General features: G+C 44.2%; 23 protein-coding genes and 1 tRNA gene. 6 read left to right on the top strand and 18 right to left on the bottom strand.

Annotated features, from left to right (window positions below):
- Window positions 1-50: 50 nt before the first annotated feature.
- The gene (locus tag NSQ66_RS10155; protein ID WP_038569794.1) at window positions 51-491 is read right to left on the bottom strand and encodes a HepT-like ribonuclease domain-containing protein; all 441 of its coding nucleotides are present in this window, start codon (window positions 489-491) and stop codon (window positions 51-53) included.
- A 207-nt stretch (window positions 492-698) separates the two neighbouring features.
- The gene (locus tag NSQ66_RS10150) at window positions 699-986 is read right to left on the bottom strand and encodes a Dabb family protein (RefSeq protein ID WP_036689213.1); all 288 of its coding nucleotides are present in this window, start codon (window positions 984-986) and stop codon (window positions 699-701) included.
- 164 nt (window positions 987-1,150) lie between these two features.
- Between NSQ66_RS10150 and NSQ66_RS10145 the strand changes: the two genes are divergently transcribed.
- The gene (locus NSQ66_RS10145) at window positions 1,151-1,735 is read left to right on the top strand and encodes a helix-turn-helix transcriptional regulator (RefSeq protein WP_036679391.1); all 585 of its coding nucleotides are present in this window, start codon (window positions 1,151-1,153) and stop codon (window positions 1,733-1,735) included.
- A 151-nt stretch (window positions 1,736-1,886) separates the two neighbouring features.
- A complete protein-coding gene (locus NSQ66_RS10140; protein WP_038569792.1) occupies window positions 1,887-2,690 on the top strand; it encodes an MBL fold metallo-hydrolase in 804 nt (267 codons plus the stop codon).
- 112 nt (window positions 2,691-2,802) lie between these two features.
- On the opposite strand, the gene NSQ66_RS10135 is transcribed toward NSQ66_RS10140, so the two are convergent.
- From NSQ66_RS10135 to rpmG, 10 genes are all read right to left on the bottom strand, one after another.
- A complete protein-coding gene (locus NSQ66_RS10135; protein ID WP_038569790.1) occupies window positions 2,803-3,438 on the bottom strand; it encodes a class I SAM-dependent methyltransferase in 636 nt (211 codons plus the stop codon).
- Between the two features lie 3 nt (window positions 3,439-3,441).
- The gene (locus tag NSQ66_RS10130) at window positions 3,442-3,807 is read right to left on the bottom strand and encodes a hypothetical protein (protein WP_038569788.1); all 366 of its coding nucleotides are present in this window, start codon (window positions 3,805-3,807) and stop codon (window positions 3,442-3,444) included.
- A 16-nt stretch (window positions 3,808-3,823) separates the two neighbouring features.
- Window positions 3,824-4,594 carry a GNAT family N-acetyltransferase gene (locus NSQ66_RS10125; RefSeq protein WP_081383585.1) on the bottom strand — a complete coding sequence of 257 codons (771 nt, stop codon included), beginning with the start codon at window positions 4,592-4,594 and terminating at the stop codon, window positions 3,824-3,826.
- Window positions 4,572-5,006 carry a DUF6157 family protein gene (locus NSQ66_RS10120; protein ID WP_081388135.1) on the bottom strand — a complete coding sequence of 145 codons (435 nt, stop codon included), beginning with the start codon at window positions 5,004-5,006 and terminating at the stop codon, window positions 4,572-4,574. The genes NSQ66_RS10125 and NSQ66_RS10120 overlap by 23 nt, the downstream gene beginning before the upstream one ends.
- A 149-nt stretch (window positions 5,007-5,155) precedes the next feature.
- Window positions 5,156-5,425, bottom strand: a complete 270-nt coding sequence (gene rpsN / locus NSQ66_RS10115; protein ID WP_038569786.1) for a 30S ribosomal protein S14 — start codon at window positions 5,423-5,425, stop codon at window positions 5,156-5,158.
- A 26-nt stretch (window positions 5,426-5,451) separates the two neighbouring features.
- The gene (locus tag NSQ66_RS10110; RefSeq protein ID WP_076140913.1) at window positions 5,452-6,576 is read right to left on the bottom strand and encodes a metal ABC transporter substrate-binding protein; all 1,125 of its coding nucleotides are present in this window, start codon (window positions 6,574-6,576) and stop codon (window positions 5,452-5,454) included.
- A complete protein-coding gene (locus tag NSQ66_RS10105) occupies window positions 6,566-7,432 on the bottom strand; it encodes a metal ABC transporter permease (RefSeq protein ID WP_076140912.1) in 867 nt (288 codons plus the stop codon). The genes NSQ66_RS10110 and NSQ66_RS10105 overlap by 11 nt, the downstream gene beginning before the upstream one ends.
- Window positions 7,378-8,085, bottom strand: coding sequence for a metal ABC transporter ATP-binding protein (locus tag NSQ66_RS10100; protein WP_038569783.1), 708 nt, complete (start codon window positions 8,083-8,085; stop codon window positions 7,378-7,380). Before NSQ66_RS10100 ends, NSQ66_RS10105 begins: the two co-directional genes overlap by 55 nt.
- Window positions 8,086-8,303: 218 nt before the next feature.
- Window positions 8,304-9,512: a GTP-binding protein gene (locus tag NSQ66_RS10095; RefSeq protein WP_036679375.1), complete on the bottom strand. Its 1,209-nt coding sequence runs from the start codon at window positions 9,510-9,512 to the stop codon at window positions 8,304-8,306.
- 48 nt (window positions 9,513-9,560) lie between these two features.
- Window positions 9,561-9,710 carry a 50S ribosomal protein L33 gene (gene rpmG, locus NSQ66_RS10090; protein WP_076098468.1) on the bottom strand — a complete coding sequence of 50 codons (150 nt, stop codon included), beginning with the start codon at window positions 9,708-9,710 and terminating at the stop codon, window positions 9,561-9,563.
- Window positions 9,711-9,913: 203 nt separating this feature from the next.
- On the opposite strand from rpmG, the gene NSQ66_RS10085 reads away from it, so the two are divergent.
- From NSQ66_RS10085 to NSQ66_RS10075, 3 genes are read left to right on the top strand one after another with little or no spacing between them, the layout of a single operon-like run.
- Window positions 9,914-10,942 (top strand): GTP-binding protein, encoded by a 1,029-nt coding sequence (locus NSQ66_RS10085; RefSeq protein WP_036679372.1) that lies wholly within the window; start codon window positions 9,914-9,916, stop codon window positions 10,940-10,942.
- Window positions 10,939-11,928, top strand: a complete 990-nt coding sequence (locus NSQ66_RS10080; protein ID WP_076140911.1) for a permease — start codon at window positions 10,939-10,941, stop codon at window positions 11,926-11,928. Before NSQ66_RS10085 ends, NSQ66_RS10080 begins: the two co-directional genes overlap by 4 nt.
- A gap of 50 nt (window positions 11,929-11,978) precedes the next feature.
- Window positions 11,979-12,854: a TIGR03943 family protein gene (locus NSQ66_RS10075; protein WP_038569778.1), complete on the top strand. Its 876-nt coding sequence runs from the start codon at window positions 11,979-11,981 to the stop codon at window positions 12,852-12,854.
- On the opposite strand, the gene NSQ66_RS10070 is transcribed toward NSQ66_RS10075, so the two are convergent.
- The 5 genes from NSQ66_RS10070 to NSQ66_RS10050 form a co-directional block, all read right to left on the bottom strand.
- Entirely contained in the window at window positions 12,847-13,242 is a 396-nt protein-coding gene (locus tag NSQ66_RS10070) for a NusG domain II-containing protein (RefSeq protein ID WP_076107553.1), read from the bottom strand. The genes NSQ66_RS10075 and NSQ66_RS10070 overlap by 8 nt on opposite strands.
- A gap of 86 nt (window positions 13,243-13,328) precedes the next feature.
- The gene (locus tag NSQ66_RS10065; RefSeq protein ID WP_038569776.1) at window positions 13,329-16,433 is read right to left on the bottom strand and encodes a PAS domain-containing hybrid sensor histidine kinase/response regulator; all 3,105 of its coding nucleotides are present in this window, start codon (window positions 16,431-16,433) and stop codon (window positions 13,329-13,331) included.
- Window positions 16,434-16,638: 205 nt separating this feature from the next.
- Window positions 16,639-17,196, bottom strand: a complete 558-nt coding sequence (locus NSQ66_RS10060; protein WP_036679361.1) for a DUF2812 domain-containing protein — start codon at window positions 17,194-17,196, stop codon at window positions 16,639-16,641.
- Complete coding sequence (locus NSQ66_RS10055) at window positions 17,193-17,522, bottom strand: PadR family transcriptional regulator (RefSeq protein ID WP_036679357.1); 330 nt, start codon at window positions 17,520-17,522, stop codon at window positions 17,193-17,195. The genes NSQ66_RS10060 and NSQ66_RS10055 overlap by 4 nt, the downstream gene beginning before the upstream one ends.
- A 654-nt stretch (window positions 17,523-18,176) precedes the next feature.
- Window positions 18,177-18,260 (bottom strand) — tRNA-Leu (locus tag NSQ66_RS10050).
- 238 nt (window positions 18,261-18,498) lie between these two features.
- Between NSQ66_RS10050 and NSQ66_RS10045 the strand changes: the two genes are divergently transcribed.
- Window positions 18,499-19,260 (top strand): methyltransferase domain-containing protein, encoded by a 762-nt coding sequence (locus tag NSQ66_RS10045; RefSeq protein WP_036679355.1) that lies wholly within the window; start codon window positions 18,499-18,501, stop codon window positions 19,258-19,260.
- A gap of 91 nt (window positions 19,261-19,351) precedes the next feature.
- Here NSQ66_RS10045 and NSQ66_RS10040 read toward each other — a convergent pair whose 3' ends face one another.
- Window positions 19,352-20,530 carry an MFS transporter gene (locus NSQ66_RS10040; RefSeq protein WP_249267669.1) on the bottom strand — a complete coding sequence of 393 codons (1,179 nt, stop codon included), beginning with the start codon at window positions 20,528-20,530 and terminating at the stop codon, window positions 19,352-19,354.
- Between the last annotated feature and the right edge of the window lie 236 nt (window positions 20,531-20,766).

The following is a 20,766-nucleotide window of genomic DNA, read 5'->3' as shown; positions in this document are numbered from 1 at the left end:
CCCTCTCTTTCACGGCTATCGCCTATTCTATGTGATTCTATCCTATGCTATTATAGCGGTACACTGGCTCCAAGCTCCTGGTCCAAATATTTCCGTACCTCAACGGCAAACTGCTCAAGCACTTCCGAAAGAATGGGGGTAAGTGGATGCAGATCACCTCTCTCCCAGGCATAATAATCCTGAACGAGTGGCTTACGCAGAGCAACTAATTCTATCAATCTTTCATAAATCTCACTTTGACCTAGCACTTTCTCTTCATGAATAATAGAAATTATATCCTCATAACTTCCAGCATCACGCATAATAAACCCGTCAATGAGACAGCTACCAACGTCTGTTACAACCTCTATTGCCAGATGGAGGCTGCGTTCCTGTATTAGTCCGGTTAGTGTTGTACCATCCCAGGAAGCTGCTACAGTCCGAAGACCAGCGGTAATATCAGGGATTTGAGCAAGAATGGTTTCGATTTGATTGCGGTTGACATAATACACAGCAATACCCCCATATCGATAATAGTTAGAGAATCGTCCTAATCTCTACTTACCGCGTTTGCCACGGCGTTTCAGCCAGAAGAACATTACGAAACATGCTCCGAGAAAAACGACTAAATAAGTTAACGCTTCCATTGGATACTCAAGCTCACGCATTCCTGTCACCGCTTCCGGTATAAAATGATGATACTATATTCAAGCAGCAGCTTAAATTTCGTAATCTACAGCAATTGAGAGCTCTTTGACTTCATTAATGTGAGCAATAACTTCTTTATGAGCCGGATGAACCTGATACGCCTGTAAATCCTCTAGAGAAGCCACTTCTGTGACTAGAGCAATATCAAAGGAACGATCGGAATGAATGATGTCAGCACCCACCTCGATGGAGAGAAGCTGCGGAATCTTGCCTTCCATATTACGCAATACCGCTACCGTTGCCGCTACGCTTTCTTCGGACCGATCTTTTAATTTGAAAAACACAATATGTTTGATCATTCTATATCGCTCCCTAATGTAATATTGTAATTAGATATTAAAAATATATCATAAGCGTAGCTGTTCTGAAAGAAACTTAAACAGTGTTGTCAGAAATAGCAGCATTAACCATTGCCGATATACCAGAAAGTGTTGTAGTATATTTTTAAAAAATCGGAGGAATTATGCCTAATAACCAACAAGAAACTCATAATATCCAGGCGTGGTCTCTGATCAATCGCAAATACCTTGGACAAGGCGTTCGAGTCAAAAGATTTCGCCGTCCAAAGCGCAGCCAGATTAGAAACCGTGTGCTGCTTGCTGTATTGATGGCTAAGGATATCAAGCTGTCACGACTCGCAGAAGAGCTTGGTATATCCTCACGCAGTGTAAGCGCTTGGGTATACGAAGGTCGTATCCCTTCCAACAATAACATTGACAAGACCTGCCGCCTATTGGGGTACCCACCCCACATTCTGTTCAATGAAGCATTGATTCGTCAAAGCCCCATTGTATGTCAGCCTACACCCTCACGATTTATGAAAAGAAGTATTACCAGTTCACCGCGCAGCAATGTTATCCTGACCGGACTTTGTATGGTTTACGATTTCTCAGTAACGGATGTAAGTATTTGGATAGGCGTCCATCCCGGAACGTTTCGGAAATGGCTCCACAACAGCCATCTGCCGACCCCTGCTCTGCAGGAAAAAGCCGAAGCTTTCTTTCGGATTCCACGCCATATTCTATTTGCAGACTGCGGAACGCTCTAATACAATCCTCTCACAGAACACGTTTAACACAGCCCTTCTTCAAGAAATCATGAGAAGGGTTATTTGCCATACCTTTTTTTCTTAAAAAGAGGTCATACTACTGTATGTAGATACATTGTGTAGTACTAAAGAACGGGTCAGGAGGCGCAAGATGAAACTTAACGGAATACTGTCAAAGGGCTATACCGATACTTGGAATGTGGCCCCTGGTGTCATTGGACTTCGCACTATGTTTGTAAATGTCGCATTAATTGGCCAGCCCTCTTCGGATTGGGTTCTTGTAGATACTGGTCTTAGCTCATATACAGGCAATATTATTGATTTTGCTACGGAGCATTATGATAAGCCTCCGGTGGCAATTATCCTGACGCATGGGCATTTTGACCATATTGGGGGTGTGAAAAGGCTTGTTGAGGAATGGAACGTGCCTGTATATGCTCATCCGCTAGAACTACCTTTTCTGACAGGTAAAGAAGATTACCCTCCAGCCGATCCGGCCGTAGGCGGCGGGCTTATGAGCATGATATCCCCTTTATTTTCACATCATGGCATTGATCTTGGTTCAGCCGTTCACCCCTTGCCGGAAGACGGGACTGTCCCTGGTGCGAAGGGCTGGGAATGGATCCATACCCCTGGACATAGTCCCGGGCATATCTCCCTGTTCAGGCCTGAGGATAGAGTCCTGATCGCTGGTGATACGTTCCTTACGGTCAAACAGGAATCCGTATTTGCAGTGGCTACGCAGCATCAGGTGGTGCATGGCCCACCCTCTTATTTCACGACAGACTGGGAAGATGCCGAGAAATCAGTCCGTACCCTTGCCTTGCTGAATCCACATCTTGTTCTTTCGGGACATGGAGTACCCATGGAAGGTGAGGAGCTGTCTACCCAGCTTGCTCATTTATGCAAAAATTTCAAAGAAATGGCGCTACCGGGTCAAGGTAAATTTGTGTAAATAAGGTATTCCTGATCATCGAGCAGAGGTCTAGGGAAAAAGTCCCTATAATTCATTTGATATAGCCGATTCTACGGATATTCAACGAAATTATAGGGAGTTCCTCCCTATATTATTTGCTAAGTGCAGATTTACGTGCGACTATATATCTCAGTATGTATTGATGGTTTTTTCCAAGCGGCCCACATAAAGTCTCCACACATGAGCCGGTCGTAATTATTTTCGTACCTGCAAAATGTTGTCTTAAATCTTCATCACTAAAAAAATGGGCATATTTTCCCTCTTTGTATTCGTAGGTTCCCGGTTCCAAAAGTGTTCCACAGCCGTTGTTCGCATCCTCATCGGAAAAACTGGTAAAATAGAGCAAGCCATCCGGCCGCAGCTGTTCCAGACAATTAGCTACGAGCCTGCGGCGATCCTCTTCGAGAAATAAATGCAACACGTCATAGCAGTAGACAGCATCAACCTGTACTTCAGAAATAGTATCTAATACGGAACCTGAGATAAAATGGCTCTTGGGATCCCATTCTGCCGCCATCCTTAACGCATCCTCGCTTAACTCAACGCCTAAGGTCTTAAACTCATCTGAGAACACCTTCGTATTTCTTCCGTATCCCGCACCCGGGACTAAAACTGATTTCACGTCATATTGCCGAAATATCTCCCTTGCTGCCTGGGCTGTAGGACTAGGTTCACTCCCCCAGATCATGCCTTCCTGAGCAAATCTTCGACTCCAGTATTCGGACATAGATTAGACCTTCTTTTTAAATTTATTCGCTAATTTCATCGCAAGGAATTGAGGGATCAGGTTTAGCATACTAAAAAATAAAAACGATCCTGTAGGTCCAAGTGGTTTGAAAAACGTCCCGTCCCAACCGCCTTCTCCTGACAATTTGCTAATAAAATAATACGAAACAAACGCAGAAGCGATATTCCCAATGACTACAGCAATTATATTATTAGACCATTTTCCCAAAAAAGCTATTAGCGATGTTATGACGATCATCATTAAATAACCAACCATTGAACCATTATTGAAATCTTTATCCATCGCGAAATATACAAATGGAAAACAGTACACACTAATGATCAGGAGATTTAATCCTAATTTTCTCACCGCATCCCCTCCTCAGCTAGTTTTTCACTCTATACCAATACTGATAAATCTCCTTAAAACCCAGCTTGTCATACAAGGCTGAAGCCCGCGTATTCGCTTGCACAACTTGCAGAAAGGAAGTTGTTGCTCCCTTTGCTCTACCCCAATTAAGCAACGCTAGCAGCAGCTGTTCCGCCATTCCCTTTCTACGATGAGCAGGGGAAGTGACAATATCATACAGACCCAAGTATCCATTCTGAATCACACCAAGTCCGCAGGCGGCAGGAACACCATGATTAAACAACAGGACATAACCCTGCTGCAAATGTGATGCAGACAACATTCTAGTTAAGGTTTCCCGGTTCTTGCCAGACAACCCGGTAAGCTCACTGAAGGCGTGCAGCCACTCTTCAGTCAAGCTCTCCTGCATCTGAACCGTATAACACAGATCGGGGCTCGCTAAGCCCCCCAGATCAAGAAGCCTTACCGATGAAGGCTCGACAATTGTATAACCGCGATCCGCAAGCATCTCATCAAGCTTTGCCGGCTGGATATAGGGGGTTATTTTGAACACTGGCTGTAGTCCAGCATGCTCATAATACCGCTCCGCAAGCTTGATTTGTTCTGCGAGATCAACCTGAGAGCTGTCAGCCCCGTATAATGGATTGACCGAATTGGCCCTTTTTGTATAACCAGCTGCCGTACGTAGAATCCAGCCCTGCAGGAGAACACTTTGCTCCGCCGGCCAAGTATTAAGTGTGATTTCTTCTATGAATTTATACAGCTTAATCCGCTCCTTTTGAAGCACGTTTGTTACGCATCGCAGGCAGTAATTTCACAGCTCCCTCCCCTTGGGAGGTAAAATAGTCATATTCGGGAGACTCTTTGCCATAGAGAGCTATTTTCCCCTCACCGTTATAATGAATACCCCAACCAAAACGCTTTGGCAGCAGTGAAGCCCTTAGACAAGGATGGTTTTTGGAAAATAGTTCTTTCCATATTTCTTCCTTACGGACCAAACGTTCTTCCTGTGGAATTTGTTTATGGCGCACATGAACCTCGTACAGAAGTTCTTCATGATTGTATTTGTAGGGCTCATTAATTAACAGTTCATATTGAATCACACGTGCAGGCGGGAGTGTTCGGCAAGACATCGGAGGAACTCCGATTTCCTCAGGGCAGTCCTCTGCTACACGAATAAAAGTATCGGTATAGCTCATTTGCATCACCTCCATATTAAATAGAAATATATTCCTTCTATGATAAATCATTTTCCTATTCTTAGCATAGCCGAATTTTCTAAAGTCCATGATGGATGAGCAGCAAAAACGGCCAATCCTCTAAACTACGGAGGATTGGCCGTTCTCATTTACCAACTCGACTTGGTAATACCCGGAATCTGGCCTTTATGCGCCAATTCGCGGAATACAATTCGGGAAACATTAAATTTGCGCAAATAACCTCGAGGTCTGCCAGACACTTGGCATCTATTTTTTTGACGAGTTGCGGAGGAATCACGTGGCAGCTTTTGCAAAGCCATATAGTCCCCTTGTTCCTTTAGTTCTTTTCTTTTAACAGCGTATTTGGCGACTAGTGCTTGTCTCTTCAATTCTTTCACAACTTTAGATTTCTTGGCCATGTTCGTTCTCCTTCCATCCTTTAAATCTACTCGTTCAATGCACTCTTCAAGGCTTCCAGGTTCTGACGCATGATTCCTAAATAATCCAGGTTTTGACTGCGATCTTCCTCTGTTAATCCTTCAATTGGGTTTAGAACGGCTGCTTTGGCACCAATCTCTTTTGCTATTGTGTCTGCCACACTGGAGGATACAAGTGTCTCGAAGAAAATCGTCTTCACTTTATGCTCTTTCGCAAACTCCACAATCTTACTCATATTTGCGGCAGAAGGCTCCTGCTCCGGAGATAGTCCGGCAATCGGGACCTGAGTTAATCCATACTGCTTGGCAAGGTAACCAAAAGCCGCATGCTGAGTGATAAAATCCTTGCGTTTAGTATCCTTAAGACCGTCCTTAAATTCTTGATCCAGTTGCTCCAGCTTAGCTACATAAGCATCTGCATTTGTCTTAAAATCCTCGGCATGTTCAGGTGCGGCAGCAGCTAAAGCTGCTTCAATGTTACGCACTTCTTGAATGGCTAGTGTAGGATTGAGCCACACATGCGGATCTAATCCACCGTGATCATGCGAATGCTCTTCATGAGCATGTTCTCCTTCTTCATGCGCATGTTCTCCTTCTTCATGAGCATGCTCCCCTTCTTCATGAGCATGCTCCCCTTCTTCATGAGCATGCTCTCCTTCTTCATGAGCATGTTCTCCTTCTTCATGGTGGTGGTCAGCTTCTTCCTCTTCCGTGCCTTCCATGATGTCCAGACCCTTGCTCGCTTCTACAGTAATTAACGGAGTGCCAGATACACTTTCCAGCACCTGGTCTACCCAGCCTTCCATTCCTGCGCCATTATAGATCAGCATATCCGCATCTGAGATTTCTGCCATATCTTGTGCAGTCGGTTCCCAATCATGGGGTTCGATTCCTGCCGGTATGAGTGCTTCCACGTCCGCCAGATCTCCTGCCACATTTTTGGTAAACTCGTAAATTGGATAGAAACTGACTTTAATATTTAGTTTAGATGACTCTGGAAGGGCTGTGGCTTCTGCGGCTCCAGAAGCATTCGTAGTAGTAGAAGAATTACTAGCATTATTATTACCGCAACCTGCGGCAATAAGTAACGCGGACAGGGACAAAATGGCTAAATGATGGATTCTAAATTTCATTGAGAGGTGTAACTCCTTTTCTGGAAATAGTTTTATGAATTCGCCGACGATTTCTTAGTTGAATCAGCTTCTGTACCAAAATTGCGATTAATAAAAACGATAGCAGTATAAGAGCAATCGTCCCACCAGGCGGTGTATTGATGTAATAGGAGGCACTTAGGCCACTAAAAACGCCGAGTAACCCTACGCCGATTGAGATCAATATAGCTGTCGTAAAACCAGACGCTATACGCAAAGCAATCGAAGCTGGCAAAACAATAAGCGCTGAGACTAACAGCACTCCAACAACTGGCATCGCAGCGGCTACTGTCATTCCAGTTAGTACAGCAAACGAAAATGATAACCAGCCCACATGAACTCCACTAATACTAGCGGTCTCTTCATCAAAGGTCAGATTATATAAAGATCTGCGTAACACAATAAAATAGACCAGACCGATTACAGCAACCGCAGCGATAATCTTTAGTTGAGTGTCGCTGACCGCAACGATGGAACCAAACAGATAGGAACTGAAGCTTTTACTTAAATTCTGCTTTAAGCTCATAAGTACAACTGCCAATGCTAATCCAGAGGTCATAATAATAGCTACCGGAAGCTCGCTATATGTACGATAAGAACGTCGAAGCTGTTCGATGACAATACCACCGAGAATCGCCACCATGAAACCACTTAGTGCCGGATTAAGCTGAAGTATTGAGCCTAGTGCTACTCCTGCAAGCGAAACATGAGAGAGGGTATCCGCCATTAGGACCTGACGGCGAAGCATGAGATATACCCCGAGCAGCGGACCAATAATGCCAATTAAACCACCGGCCCAAAATGCACGTTGCATGAATTCGTAACTAAACATTGCCAACCCTCATTCTCCTTTCGTTCCAGGCTGATCAACGTATCCAGATAGGAACTGGTCTCTTCCAGGCCATGCGTCACCATGATTACGGTCCGGCCGTGTTCACTGACATCATGGCGCATCAGCTTATAGAACCCAATGCGACTGTCCAGATCCATTCCCGTAGTAGGTTCATCGAGAACCAATATCTGCGGCTGTTGTGCCAATGCTCGAGCGATGCAAATCCGCTGCTTCTGGCCGCCTGACAGTTCTCCTATCTTCCGGTCTCGCAAATGCCACATATCCACCTGCTTTAAACTTTGCTCGACGATCTCGTCCTGCTCAGGTGTAAAGCGTCTAAATAATCCCAGCCTTGGATAACAACCCGAGCGAACCAGTTCGATCACCTTACTTGGGAATCCTGCGTTAAAAGAAGCTACCTGCTGTGGAACATAGCCGATAACCATCTTTCCGTTATCTGATAACTCTTTATTCAACTGAACCGTTCCACTCCATGGACGAAGCAGGCCGAGCATTAGCTTCAGCAGGGTGGTCTTAGCAGCTCCATTGGGTCCCGTTATACCAATAAACTGTCCGGTATGAATATCTAATGAAATGTTATCAAGGACAGCTTCATCCCCATACCCGAACACTACATTCCGCATGGATGATAGGATCATCGTGCCTCGCCTCCCTTCTGACTGATGTTATGTCCATCTCGGATTAAATCGTAAGTATTACGATTTAACAAATTTGATAATATCGTAATCATTACGATTTGTAAACCCAAAATTAAAAATTAATCGTAATAATAACTATTAGACCTCTTTTTCATACAGCAAAAATCCGGAATCCCACCTTCTGGATTCCGGATTTCCATCGCTAATTTACTAAGTATCTATTCCTCAGCAGCCGCAAGGAGTTCTTCAACAGGCCACGGAAGTGGATTGTTGAACTTTGTCCAATCCTGCTTCAGCTCCTCCACCGTCAGCAAACATCTGTCCAATCTGGCTTCGAGTTGTGCCTGATCTATATTTACACCGATAAATACGATTTCATTTATTCTATCGCCCCACTGCTCGTCCCATTTCGCCTGCAGCTCAGGTTCGCTTTCCAGTACCTCCAGCTGCTGATCCTTAGGCATTGTAGCCAACCAGTAGCCAGCAGGTCCGAACTGAATAGAAGGTCCTGCCTGACTTATAGTAGCTGCAAGATCACCTTTTGCAGCTACCCATGCCACACCTTTTGCCCGAACGACCTCTTCCGGCCAGTTGCTAAAGAAAAAACTTAATCTTTGCGGGTGGAAAGGTGTTCTCCGGCGATAAACAAAGGAAGAAATTCCGTATTCCTCCGTTTCAGGGGTATGGGTCTCTTTATTCAGCTCCGCGATCCAACCAGAGGATAAGCTTGTTTTCTCAAAATCAAACAATCCGGTATTCAGAATTTCCTTCGGATCTACTACGCCGTTAATCGTGCGGATCAGCTTGGCAGACGGTTGAAGCTTACGGAGCACAGCTTCAAGCTTGTTGAGTTCATCTTCTTTCAACAGATCACACTTATTAAGCAGCAAGACATCACAAGTTTCGATCTGATCAATAAGCAGATCCACAATATCGCGGAAATCTCCTTCGCCAGCCGTTTGGTTGCGGTCCATCAGACTATCACCAGAAGAGAAGTCATGCCAGAAACGCCCAGCATCCACAACAGTCACCATCGTGTCTAATTGAGCAAGCGAAGTCAAATCAATATCCAACTCGGGATTGGCATAGGTAAAGGTCTGTGCCACTGGTACAGGTTCGCTAATGCCTGAGGATTCAATCAGGATGTAATCAAATCGCCCTTCCGCAGCCAGCTTTTGTACTTCGACAATCAAATCATCACGAAGCGTACAACAGATGCAACCATTAGACATCTCAACTAATTTCTCTTCTGTTCTAGAAAGCGTATTTCCGGACTTCACCAGATTCGCATCCACATTGACTTCACTCATGTCATTTACAATAACAGCTACTTTAAGCCCGTCACGGTTGTGCAGAATATGATTCAGCAGCGTTGTTTTCCCAGAGCCCAAATATCCACTGAGCACGGTAACAGGGAGCTTTTTCATCTATACCACTCCTATCGTTTATAAAATCAAGATTAAAAGCCTCCGCCCTTAACGGGTTTCGCGATGTAAGGTTACTCTCTTTAGGCGTGGACAATATTTTTTCATTTCCATACGCCCTGGATGATTTCGCTTATTCTTGGTAGTGGTATAGTTGCGATCTCCTGTCTCCGTACATGCCAAAGTAATGATTACTCTCATCGTTTCCATCTCCTTTTGATTAAATCGTAATAATTACGATTAACACATCGTACACGGTTTATTCACAATCTGTCAACTATGATCTTGTAAAAATTTCAACTCTCTTAATTTTGTGGTCTTTCTGGTGGACAAATTACGTATAGATGGAATTATAAAAAATATGATTCTTGTAATTCCTAGAGAATCAGGCAGGAGTGGAGATCATGAAGATACCAGTAATTATTTTGAGCGGGTTTCTGGGGAGCGGGAAGACAACTCTGCTGTTGTCCCTGCTGAAAGAAAGCAAGGTAAGAGGGCTGAATCCAGGAGTAGTAATGAATGAACTGGGCAAACGGGATGTGGACGGGTATATTCTGCAGGAGCATACCGGTACAGCTGTAACTAAACTGCTGGACGGATGCGTATGTTGTAGCCGTAAAGAGGATTTGGCAGATAGCCTGATGGTGCTGCTGAGAGGACGTCCAGATGCCATTTACATGGAGTTGACCGGCGTCGCCGATCCTGAAGAAATCGCTAAAACGTTGCAGGAAACCCCTCTACAGGATCTGGTGGAGCTGCACTATACCATCACTCTGTTAGATGCGGAAAATGCTCTGGAATATAACAGCAGACTCTCCTCTGACAAACAGCTCGTTCGGACCCTGCGTAAGCAGCTCTCCACAGCTGATCTTATTGTCGTTAATAAAAGCGATCTCGTAGAGCCGGAAACCTTATGGAGAATTGAAAAGGGAGTTCGTAAACAAAATACGGAGGCTGAAATTGTATACACCCATTACAGTGAAATCAACCTGTCTCCGATATTGTCAGGAATAATCCCACGTAAAATTATAGCTCCGGCTCCACAGCGAGCGCCTCAAACCTTCAAAGGAGCATCACTGAAACAAATGCATTCAGAGCATGGGGGAACCGCTGTAAAAGAGCTGCATGAGGAGCAGCACGCTTCTTTCTCGCAGGTAACAGCCATCACGTTAACCATTCCGCAGGTAAGGACAACTATGCCTTCTAAAGAACGCCTAGAGGCCTTCTTCCAAGAATGGGGTGACAACCTGTTACGTGCCAAGGGGCATATTCTTTTGTCCGAACAGGAGCCGGTTCAGCTTGTCCAATATGCGGGGATGCGTACTACCTGGGAAGCCTCTCGTTATCCTGGTATGCCTTATGTGGTGTTCATCGGGATGAATATAGATGAAGAACAGCTGGCAGATCGGTGGTCCGCCTTATTCGAGTTTTGACTACCTTTTCACCATTAAAAATACTGCCGTTGCTCCTCCCGATCTCGTTCCTGATTATCATTGGCTTTGTATGGCTGCCGAATCATCTGGAGCTGCTGGATAATGCATACATCGACACCTTCAAAACCGCTTTTATCGGCATATTGCTGGAAGCCTTGCCGTTTGTATTAGCAGGAGCATTGTTATCTTCACTGCTTCGCGTCTTTATTCCGGATGAAATGATTTCCCGGTGGATTCCGCGGCGACCTCTTCCGGCCATTCTGTTCGCATGTCTGCTCGGAATTATTTTTCCGGTCTGCGAATGTGGAATGATCCCGCTCGTCCGCCGACTTATCCATAAAGGTATGCCTGTTTACGTGGCTATCGTGTTTATTTTGTCCGGTCCGATCCTAAATCCTGTCGTCTATGGGGCGACCATGACAGCATTTCGCAGCCACTCGGAGCTGGCCTATGCCCGTATGGGTCTGGCTTTTGTTGTAGCCTGTCTAATAGGTTTGATAATCTACGCAACGGTTAAAAAATCTTCCATCCGCCTAAATGTTCAGCGTGAAACGGGGGAAGCTCATCACAATAATTCTCGTGGGGGAAAAATAGCCGCTGTCTTCGTCCATACCTCAGATGAGTTTTTTGAGATGGGAAAATATTTAATTATCGGTTGCTTATTAACCGCTGGCATTCAGACATTTATGGTTCAAGACAGTCTGGCTGCGATCGGAGCTAAGCCGCTGGGTTCATATTTTTTCATGATGGGACTGGCATTTGTGCTCTCACTTTGTTCCACCTCAGATGCCTTTGTAGCTTCCACCTTCGTACATTCTTTTCCATCTGGTGCTCTGCTCGCTTTTATGGTATTCGGACCGATGCTGGATTTCAAAAATTCATTGATGTTGCTCTCACTGTTTAAGACCAAATTCGCTCTTTATTTGTTCTTTCTGATCTTCGCAAGCGTGTTTATTGGGGCGGTATTCATGTCCTTGTGGCTGTAATTCATAGAGGTGGTAAGCTGTTGCTTACAACATGGGTAGGAGGATAGAGCATGAATGACTCTCGAAGCATCCGGTTTCACTATTTGTTAAGGGCGGTCATTCTGCTCGCTTTCGCCCTCTATATCGGGCATCTGGTACAGCAGGACGCTTTGCATTATTATGTAGCGCCCAAGCTGGCACGCTGGGTTCAATTATGTCCAATCCCACTGACACTTATGGCGCTCAGTCTGGCCGTACAGGCTTTATTTGGCAAGGGTAGTGTTCTCTGTGACTGCGAGCATCGGCTTCCACATTCTTTTTTCAAAAGTACAGCGCTATATGGATTATTCCTTTTTCCACTGCTGCTCGGATTTCTCCTTCCGGATCGCGCTTTGGGAAGTATGGCCGCTGCTAAAAAAGGAATCTCCCTATCCTCCTTGCCCACTGAAGCTAAAAATTCCGCGAGATTCGAGTCCATTGATCCTTACCATGAGGAGCTTACCGAGCTGGCCAAGATCCTTTATGCACAACCTGTGGTCCCAGTTTATTCAGCGATTTTCTCCGAAACCTTAGGTGCCCTTGAGATGTACAAACAACAATTTGCAGGCAAAGAAATTACTATTTCCGGCTTTTTATATCGTGATCAAGGTGAACATTCAGAGAATTCTTTTGCCATAGGTAGATTTCTGGTCCAATGCTGCACTGCCGATGCTACACCCTTTGGGATATTAGTGGATTCCGGCAAACTAAAAAGCCTGCCTACCGATACCTGGATAGAGGTCCGGGGCAAGCTTCAAGTTGTTCCCTATAAAGGTCAAGAAATTATGCAAATTAGTGCTGAGTCTATTACACCTATCAAACAACCCGCAACACCTTACATTTACACCAGTCCTGACTCTATCACCGCATGGAAAGAGTTAGAAGGTTCAACTAAGATTACTAAATAATCGCATCTAGCTCATCCTCATCATTCTCAGACTTATTAGGATTAAATACTTCTACCATAATACGAGCTGGAATACAGATAATTTGCTGTTTGGGTCTTGAGATGAACCCCATTTCTAAAGCGATTCTCAAGGGAGCATCAGAATAGATCATTTGGATTCCATAATCAAACACCTTTAGCGTATTGTGGCCGAATTTCGTTTGAATATCTATAATTTGTTCTTCTTTAGTCAAAGAAACGGTTTTGTACTCTTTACCATCCACCGTAATTATAGCTTTCAAATCCCCTTGCTGATACTGCTCATTGCTGCTGTCCCACCACTTCATGCCATAAATCAAGCCCGCAGCTAACAAGGCTATCACAATAATTAAAATATCCCCGCGCTTCATTGTTAACAAGGTAAGAATCCTTTCATGACAAATAATATACGTAATGATTACGATTAATATCAATATATTAATCATAACCCTATTTGTCAATGATGCTCACCTAAACGAATTTGGGCAGACCATTCTCTTAATACCCGGTCGAGCTCTTTTATCGAGATGGGTTTAGAAATGAAATCCTGCATTCCAGCACTAAGACACATCATCTTATCTTCATCTCTTGCAAAAGCTGTAGCCGCAATGATAATTGGAGTCAGCCCAAGCTTCTCACGTATGATTCCCGTTGCTTCAATTCCATCCATAATAGGCATCTGAATATCCATAAATACCAGATCATAATGATTGGAAAGCACAGCCCGAACCGCTTCCTCACCATTTAAAGCGATGTCAGGAACATATCCCCTCTTTTTCAGATAAGCCTGCATAAGCTGCTGATTCACAGGATGATCTTCAGCAATAAGAATGGACATCGGTCCATACTCACCGGTAGTTAACTCTTTAACAGCAGATTTATCATTTCTGACCACATCTGTTGAGGCGTTGACGGTCACTTTCTGATCCCATTCCTCTTTGGGTAGAGAGACCTCCACTGTAAAATAAAACTCCGAGCCTTCATCCTCACAGCTATTGACACCGATAGATCCGCCAAGAAGCTCGGCCAGCTTTTTACTTATGGCAAGTCCAAGCCCAGTTCCACCATATTTACGATTGATCGACGGATGCAATTGCGAGAAGGATTGAAATAATAAACCTTGGCTGGAAACTGGAATCCCCAATCCTGTATCTTTTACGATAAATTTCACGATAAGATTTCCGGATGCCTCTGAAGCTTCTAACATAACAGAGATACTGATTTCACCTGTCTCCGTAAATTTCACTGCGTTCCCAACCAGATTTACGAGAATTTGACGCAATCTCGCCCCATCAGTCATGATGACGGCTGGAAGCTCAGGAGATAGCTCGCTAGTAAGTAAAAGCCCTTTCTCCTTAACCTTCGGATAAAACAGTTCACAAACGTTCTGTATCACTTCATGCAAATCCACCATTTGTAGTTCAAGCGTCATCATGCCTGCTTCAATTTTGCTGAAATCCAACACTTCATTCAGAATATGAAGCAATGCCTCACCGCTTTTGTTAATGATCTGTGTGTAGTAGCTTTGCTCTTCATCCAGCTCCGTCCCAGATAAAAGATCAGCCATCCCAATAATGCCGTTCATAGGCGTGCGCAGCTCATGGCTCATGATCGCTAGAAACTCCGATTTTGCCCGGTCCGCTTCCTCGGCAGACTCCTTCGCCCGCACAATCTCCTTCTCCTCCGTAATATCTCGAAAGACGACAACCGCCCCAATCCGTTCATCACCATCAAACAGTGGGGTCATTCGATATCTGACTAAAAAGCTTGAACCATCCTGCCTCCAAAACACACCCTCCCTATCTTCAATAGTGAGATTACTGGAGCGTGAAGGAAGCAGCGTCTTCTGAATTCCTGTAAAAGACTCGTTATCCAGCCAGGTTTGGTGAATCGCATGAAATTTGCTGTTTCCCCACTCAGTAGGATCGAATCCCAACATAGTAATGGCTGCTGGATTAATGAACATCGTGTTGCCTTCAAGGTTCATCCCAAATATGCCTTCAGAGACCGAATTCAAGATCAGCGCATACTCGTTACTTAATTTCTGTATTTCTTCAAAATGACGCGTACGTTCCCCAATGTCGCGGGTTACACAGACAAGCTCCTGATTCCCGCAGGTCTCAGAGTAAATATACCGCAGAGTCGTTTCTGTCCAAATAAAGGTTCCGTCTTTGCAAAAAAACCGGAGAATAACAGGCTCAAGCTTCTTCCCTTCCATACAATTGCTGAGATATGAAGTTAATTTGATTCTGTCCTCCGGATGTATGTAATCAATCCCTCTAGTTCCGCACATTTCTTCTGGTGCATAGCCAAACATAGTCTGGCAGATGGGTGAGGCATACAGATAGGTAAAGCTCCCGTCCGCTGCATTACGTGAAATGAAGTCCATAGAATTTTCTGAGATCAGACGATAGTTCTGCTCACTTTCCCGCAGTTGTTCTTCCATTCGTTGACGTTCGGTCACATCCTGGGCTATCCCGCTGATCTGCAGCAGTCTTCCTTCTTCATCTGTAATCACTTCCCAGTGCACATCCAGAAACTTCAGCTCTCCATCCGCACTATGAATACGGACCGTTGCTTCGCCATTAGTCCCATTCTCCATGGATTGATGTACTAACTGTTCAAGTCTGATGAAATCGTCAGGATCAATGCAAGCAAAAACACGTCTGTAATCAAAATAAGAATGATTGCTCTCATCTTCCAAAAAGCCAAAAATATTACGCATCTCTCTGGAAACCGTCAGCCGTGATTTTGTCATATCCCATTCCCAGGATCCCATCTTCGCAAGGTGTTGAGCTTTAGCCAGCATATCCTCGTATTTCTTGCGCTGAGTAATATCGCGACCAATGGTTAATATCTGTTTAATGTTCCCCTGCTCATCACGTACCACTTGGGAAGAACTCTCGATCCACAAATAATGTCCATCTTTATGACGGGCTCTACGAGTAAATACGTCCGTATCCGAATATAGCTTGCCTTGTTCAATCATCTCAAGAGCATCATCTACGTGATAATACTCGGGTCTTTTGGTACCTATCATTTCTTGTGCAGAATAACCTAACAGCAGCTCCACTGAGGGAGATACGTAGTGCAGTGTTCCGTCAGGATCGCCAAAAGAAATCATATCCGGTGTATTTTGCGTGATCAAATTATATAAATGCTCATCTTCCTGAATCTTCTGTTCAGCAAGTTTTCGGTCAGTGATATCCGTTAACTCAGAAATCAGGACATAGGGTTCACTGGAATTCTCCTGATAGATTAAAAATATATGTTGGGCTACCCAGATGATTTCGCCATCCTTACGCAAAAACCGCCGTTCTTTCTCCAATGCAGTCCCAGGCTCAGCTAGCAGATCGTTCAGGATAACGGAATGATCGTTATTAGTTTTATCTTCCGGATACACAAGATCCAGATAATTTATATTCAAAAGATCTTCTTCTGCATAACCAAACATTTGGCATAGCGCAGGATTCGATTGTAATAACGTCCCATCCTTCGGAGAGACTACCGCAATCCCGATAGAAGACCGTAAGTATAGCTGCTTAAAAAGAAAATCAGACACCTGTAAGCCTCCTCTTTTGAAAATGGGGGACTATATTAACAAACTTGTAATAATTTCAGTATACCTTTTTTTCGGTAAATAAGCTTGATAGTTGAGTCCTAAATGATAGACTGGTAAATTTCGCAGTAAAACTGCGCAAAAATAAACAGCAAGTCTCCCTTTGAAAAGGAAACTTGCCGTGTGTGCATGTTACAACTCTAAAGTCCTATTCTATTATCAAATTTTCCAGCTGAAGCTTCTTAATTTTCTTACGGATAGGTGCACCAATAATTAAAAAAACAAGACCTAACAAAATCAACATTCCGCCCATTATTACGTTTACTATACTGAGATCCTGTGATGAAAAAGAATAATTTATTACACCAATCATCACATTAAATAGACCTAAAATCAACTCTAGCCACATTACAGATTTCCATAACCTGTTGATTCGCTTATAGTGTTTTATTCTGGATTCCAGATCTGTGTAAATATCAAACGGACCTTCTCCCGACTTCTTTCTAAGGTAAACCCAGCGCATGTAAGTACTAACACAATCTATACCGTTTTCCTCTAAAAACTTGAGATATTTGATGCTATCCGGATGATCAGGCATGTTATCTAAAAGCTCAATTCTATACGTGTACTCATTATTGGGGGTCTCTGTAAACACATATTTGCACCAAGATAATTCTGATAGAGCCATCCCCTTCGCAGACATTTCATTAAGCCACTTTTCTTCCTTCTCATAATCCCAAATCAGCTTGCGAACCACATGTTTCATTTGGACTCACCTCCAGCTATTCTCTTCCCATTCGCTATCAATTCTTCCAGACGGATAATCTCTCCCTGAATCACTGACTTTCCTAAGTCGGTAATTTCGTATTCTTTTCGACGGGAACCTTGCTCCCCTTCCACTGCTTTTATCCAGCCTTTTTCTAGTAAAGTGTTAAGTGCTCCGTATAAAGTGCCCGCGCCCAGATCAACCCGACCGTTACTTAAGTCCTTCACATTCTGCATAATTGCGTATCCGTGCATTGCTGTATATAGAGACAATAAGATATAAAATACAGCTTCAGTTAATGCGCCTCTTTCTGTGCTTTCAGGCATCATTTCATCCCCATTCTATTACTGTTGTCGATATATCGGCTTCCGTAATACCATTATTACGGAAGCCGATATAATTGTCAATACAAAAACACCCATTTTATTCTTCGCAGCGATTATGAGCGCAACAAAAAAACCGCCCAGCACTTAGCTAAGGACGGATTTGTTGGGGGGGCTACTCAGCAGCTAGATACTCCCACGTGGAAACTATTCCATCCTCATTATGATGTATCGGACTGAAACACGCTATTTCTGAAAAATAGCGAGTTTCAGCTTACATTCGGACTCAGATGCAGTATTCGTCTCCAAACACTCGCTTTTCACACGATTCCTTAGCAATAAGAGCTATGCAGTCCGAACCCCCTGTAAAATGTGCCAAATATCAATAATAACGACCATACGGTCCGTTAGTTTAACACCGTTCACCTAGGTTCCGTTTATGGACCTAAAGAACACCATGCGCTCTGGCGGTGACTGTATTTAGAGATAGTTTCGTTAATTTGTTTGAGAACGCTGAGATTCATCAGTTGGATGCTATTGATCTACATGACTGCTGCTCAGCTACATAATTGCTAATTTAGCTATATGATAATTGCAAATAAAAAAGCCCCCAAATCACCATAGGAGCGAATTTAGGGGCTTTCTATTAAGCTATGATGCGGTCAAGAGGACTCGAACCTCCACGATATTGCTACCACTGGCACCTGAAGCCAGCGCGTCTGCCAATTCCGCCATGACCGCGTATTATGTAACTGGCGACCAAAACCGCCTGTACATAATACTATACTCCCTTTGCATATAAAACGCAAGGTTTTTGTATTATTGAATTGGGCTATATATAGACCTCATAGGCATAACCAATCAATATTATTCAGTTTATATATTTCTATTATAAGATCTCATATGGTACAACATAGATAAAGTATGGCGTTATGACGGAGATGTCTGAATAATCTATCAATAGAAAGGATGAATACTTATGAACCAGCAGTGGAATACCCAAACCTATGATACTGATATGGCCTTTGTGTCTCAGTTTGGAGAGTCTTTGATTGAGCTGCTTCGCCCACAGCCTGGCGAACAGATTATCGATTGGGGCTGTGGAACCGGAGATTTGGCGGCAGCCATTGCTGCTAGAGGCGCCACTGTGACAGGTATTGATGCCTCTGCCGAAATGATTCAGACAGCCCGTGACAAACATCCCCATCTAAGCTTTGTCTTAGCTGATGGGCAAACTTATGTCGCGGAACAGCCAGTCGATGCTGTGTTCAGCAACGCTGCCCTTCACTGGCTAACAGACGCAAACGGAGCGGCGGCGTCCATCGTTGCCAGCTTGCGGGTAGGCGGCCGTTTCGTGGCCGAGTTCGGTGGACTGGGCAATATTGCTTCCATCGTCGCTACACTTCCACAAGCTTTTGCAGTCATTGGCTGTAGTCATAAGCTGCATTTGCCCTGGTACTTCCCCAGCATTGGCGAGTACGCAACTCTACTAGAGAAGCACGGACTGACCGTGGACCTCGCTCTTTGTTTTGACCGGCCAACACCACTGGAAGGCTTGGAGCAAGGATTTCAGCGGTGGTTGAATACTTTTGCCGATGGAATCTTAAGTGTGCTCACACCCATTGAACGCGCAGAAGTTCTCTCTTCTATGGAACAGAAACTGAAACCCACGCTATATCAGGACGGCCGCTGGGTAATGGACTATCGCAGAATCCGGGTTGTTGCTTACAAACGAAGCTAATATAGATGAGAATTACTGCCCATGTTCAATAATCAAAAAAAGAGTGCACTGGCGCTTAGTACGCGTTAGTACACTCTTTTTACACGGGATCCTATTTTCTATCTCCAACGTACCGATCACTGCCAGCACCAAGTCCGACAACCATCAACAGCACACTTGCACCCAGCAGTAAAATTAATGGCACCGTCCAGCTGTTCGTTACATCATGCAGCCAGCCGAATAATGCCGGTCCCATTGCTGCCAGTACATAACCCACAGATTGGGCCATTCCTGACAGCTCCGCCGCTTCTTGCGTACTTCTTGTTCTTAGACTGAAGAACATCATCGCAAGACCGAAGGCAAATCCTCCGGCAATACCAAAGCATATCGCCCAGACAGCCATTAAAGCGCTGCTGCCTTGCCAGATGCCACCTAATGCGATGAAATAAAGAACAGCAGTGATTATAACTAGAATACGTTGGTTTTTCATCCGGCCTGCCCACAGCGGTACGAAGAAAGTAAAGGGTAGCTGTGCCAATTGCATGAGCGAGAGAAACCAACCCGCATTACTCGACGACATTCCCCGTTCACCGAGGAGAACCGAAAACCAGGCAATAAAGACGTAATAAAGCAGTGACTGTAAGCCCATAAAGATCGTGACTTTCCAAGCAAGAGATGAACGCCACATATTTTTGCTTGAGGCTGCACTCTTAGAGCCGGTTCCTTGATTAAGCTTACGCATTTGCGGAATCCAGAACACTGTTGCTAGAGCTGCGATCATAAACCAGATGGCCAAGGTCCCTCTCCAACCGAATCCAGCATTCGTTGCCAGCGGTACACTAATTCCTGAGGCAATAGCTGCGCATAAATTCATAGAAACCGTGTAGATACCTGTCATTAGCCCGATTTTGTGAGGAAACTTCCCCTTAATAAGACCTGGAAGCAGTACATTACACACGGCAATAGATAATCCAAGTATAGCAGTACCTGTGAACAACAGACCTGCTCCAGATCCCGAGCGAATTAGAATTCCCATAGCCAGCATGACCATGGCAACTAATAACACATTAGCCAAACCAAAACGGCGGGCCAGCTTTGGAGCAAACGGGGACAAGATGGCAAAAGCTAATAATGGTAAAGTAGTAATAGCTCCCGCTAAAGTATTGGATAAGCCGAGGTCATCCTGAATCAATTGTATTAATGGACCCACAGAAGTAAATGGAGCCCGCAGCGCTGCAGCGATAAAAATAATTCCCAGCACAAGCAGCCAGCGATCATATTTGCTATCCATTAAGCTATTATTCTGAATCTGTCCTTCGCGTTGTGATGCTTTCATCGTGTATCCTCCTAAATTACAAACAAATAACCCCGCCAAGCAGAAAGCTTGTCAAGGATTTGAAATATTTTAAACACTATGAACCATCATCTACTATTCTATTAGAAGTTACAACCCTTAAGTAATTTTATACCCGAATTATTGACAAAACCGCTGGCCATCTTTAGTATCCATATCATCGGGTAGTTGAG

Source organism: Paenibacillus sp. FSL H3-0329, from assembly GCF_037963285.1.
Classification (GTDB): domain Bacteria; phylum Bacillota; class Bacilli; order Paenibacillales; family Paenibacillaceae; genus Paenibacillus_AQ; species Paenibacillus_AQ odorifer.
Note: the sequence above shows the minus strand (reverse complement) of the source record. Positions and strands in the feature narration are given on the sequence as shown.

Bases quoted from the DNA above. Each gene is read 5' to 3' on its own strand.
- rpmG (WP_076098468.1), bottom strand. From the start codon at position 9,710: ATGAGAGTAATCATTACTTTGGCATGTACGGAGACAGGAGATCGCAAC.
- rpsN (WP_038569786.1), bottom strand. From the start codon at position 5,425: ATGGCCAAGAAATCTAAAGTTGTGAAAGAATTGAAGAGACAAGCACTA.
- NSQ66_RS10145 (WP_036679391.1), top strand. From the start codon at position 1,151: ATGCCTAATAACCAACAAGAAACTCATAATATCCAGGCGTGGTCTCTG.
- NSQ66_RS10140 (WP_038569792.1), top strand. From the start codon at position 1,887: ATGAAACTTAACGGAATACTGTCAAAGGGCTATACCGATACTTGGAAT.
- NSQ66_RS10150 (WP_036689213.1), bottom strand. From the start codon at position 986: ATGATCAAACATATTGTGTTTTTCAAATTAAAAGATCGGTCCGAAGAA.
- NSQ66_RS10095 (WP_036679375.1), bottom strand. From the start codon at position 9,512: ATGAAAAAGCTCCCTGTTACCGTGCTCAGTGGATATTTGGGCTCTGGG.
- NSQ66_RS10060 (WP_036679361.1), bottom strand. From the start codon at position 17,196: ATGAAACATGTGGTTCGCAAGCTGATTTGGGATTATGAGAAGGAAGAA.
- NSQ66_RS10045 (WP_036679355.1), top strand. From the start codon at position 18,499: ATGAACCAGCAGTGGAATACCCAAACCTATGATACTGATATGGCCTTT.
- NSQ66_RS10075 (WP_038569778.1), top strand. From the start codon at position 11,979: ATGAATGACTCTCGAAGCATCCGGTTTCACTATTTGTTAAGGGCGGTC.
- NSQ66_RS10055 (WP_036679357.1), bottom strand. From the start codon at position 17,522: ATGCCTGAAAGCACAGAAAGAGGCGCATTAACTGAAGCTGTATTTTAT.
- NSQ66_RS10040 (WP_249267669.1), bottom strand. From the start codon at position 20,530: ATGGATAGCAAATATGATCGCTGGCTGCTTGTGCTGGGAATTATTTTT.
- NSQ66_RS10120 (WP_081388135.1), bottom strand. From the start codon at position 5,006: ATGAGCTATACCGATACTTTTATTCGTGTAGCAGAGGACTGCCCTGAG.
- NSQ66_RS10100 (WP_038569783.1), bottom strand. From the start codon at position 8,085: ATGATCCTATCATCCATGCGGAATGTAGTGTTCGGGTATGGGGATGAA.
- NSQ66_RS10085 (WP_036679372.1), top strand. From the start codon at position 9,914: ATGAAGATACCAGTAATTATTTTGAGCGGGTTTCTGGGGAGCGGGAAG.
- NSQ66_RS10070 (WP_076107553.1), bottom strand. From the start codon at position 13,242: ATGAAGCGCGGGGATATTTTAATTATTGTGATAGCCTTGTTAGCTGCG.
- NSQ66_RS10135 (WP_038569790.1), bottom strand. From the start codon at position 3,438: ATGTCCGAATACTGGAGTCGAAGATTTGCTCAGGAAGGCATGATCTGG.
- NSQ66_RS10110 (WP_076140913.1), bottom strand. From the start codon at position 6,576: ATGAAATTTAGAATCCATCATTTAGCCATTTTGTCCCTGTCCGCGTTA.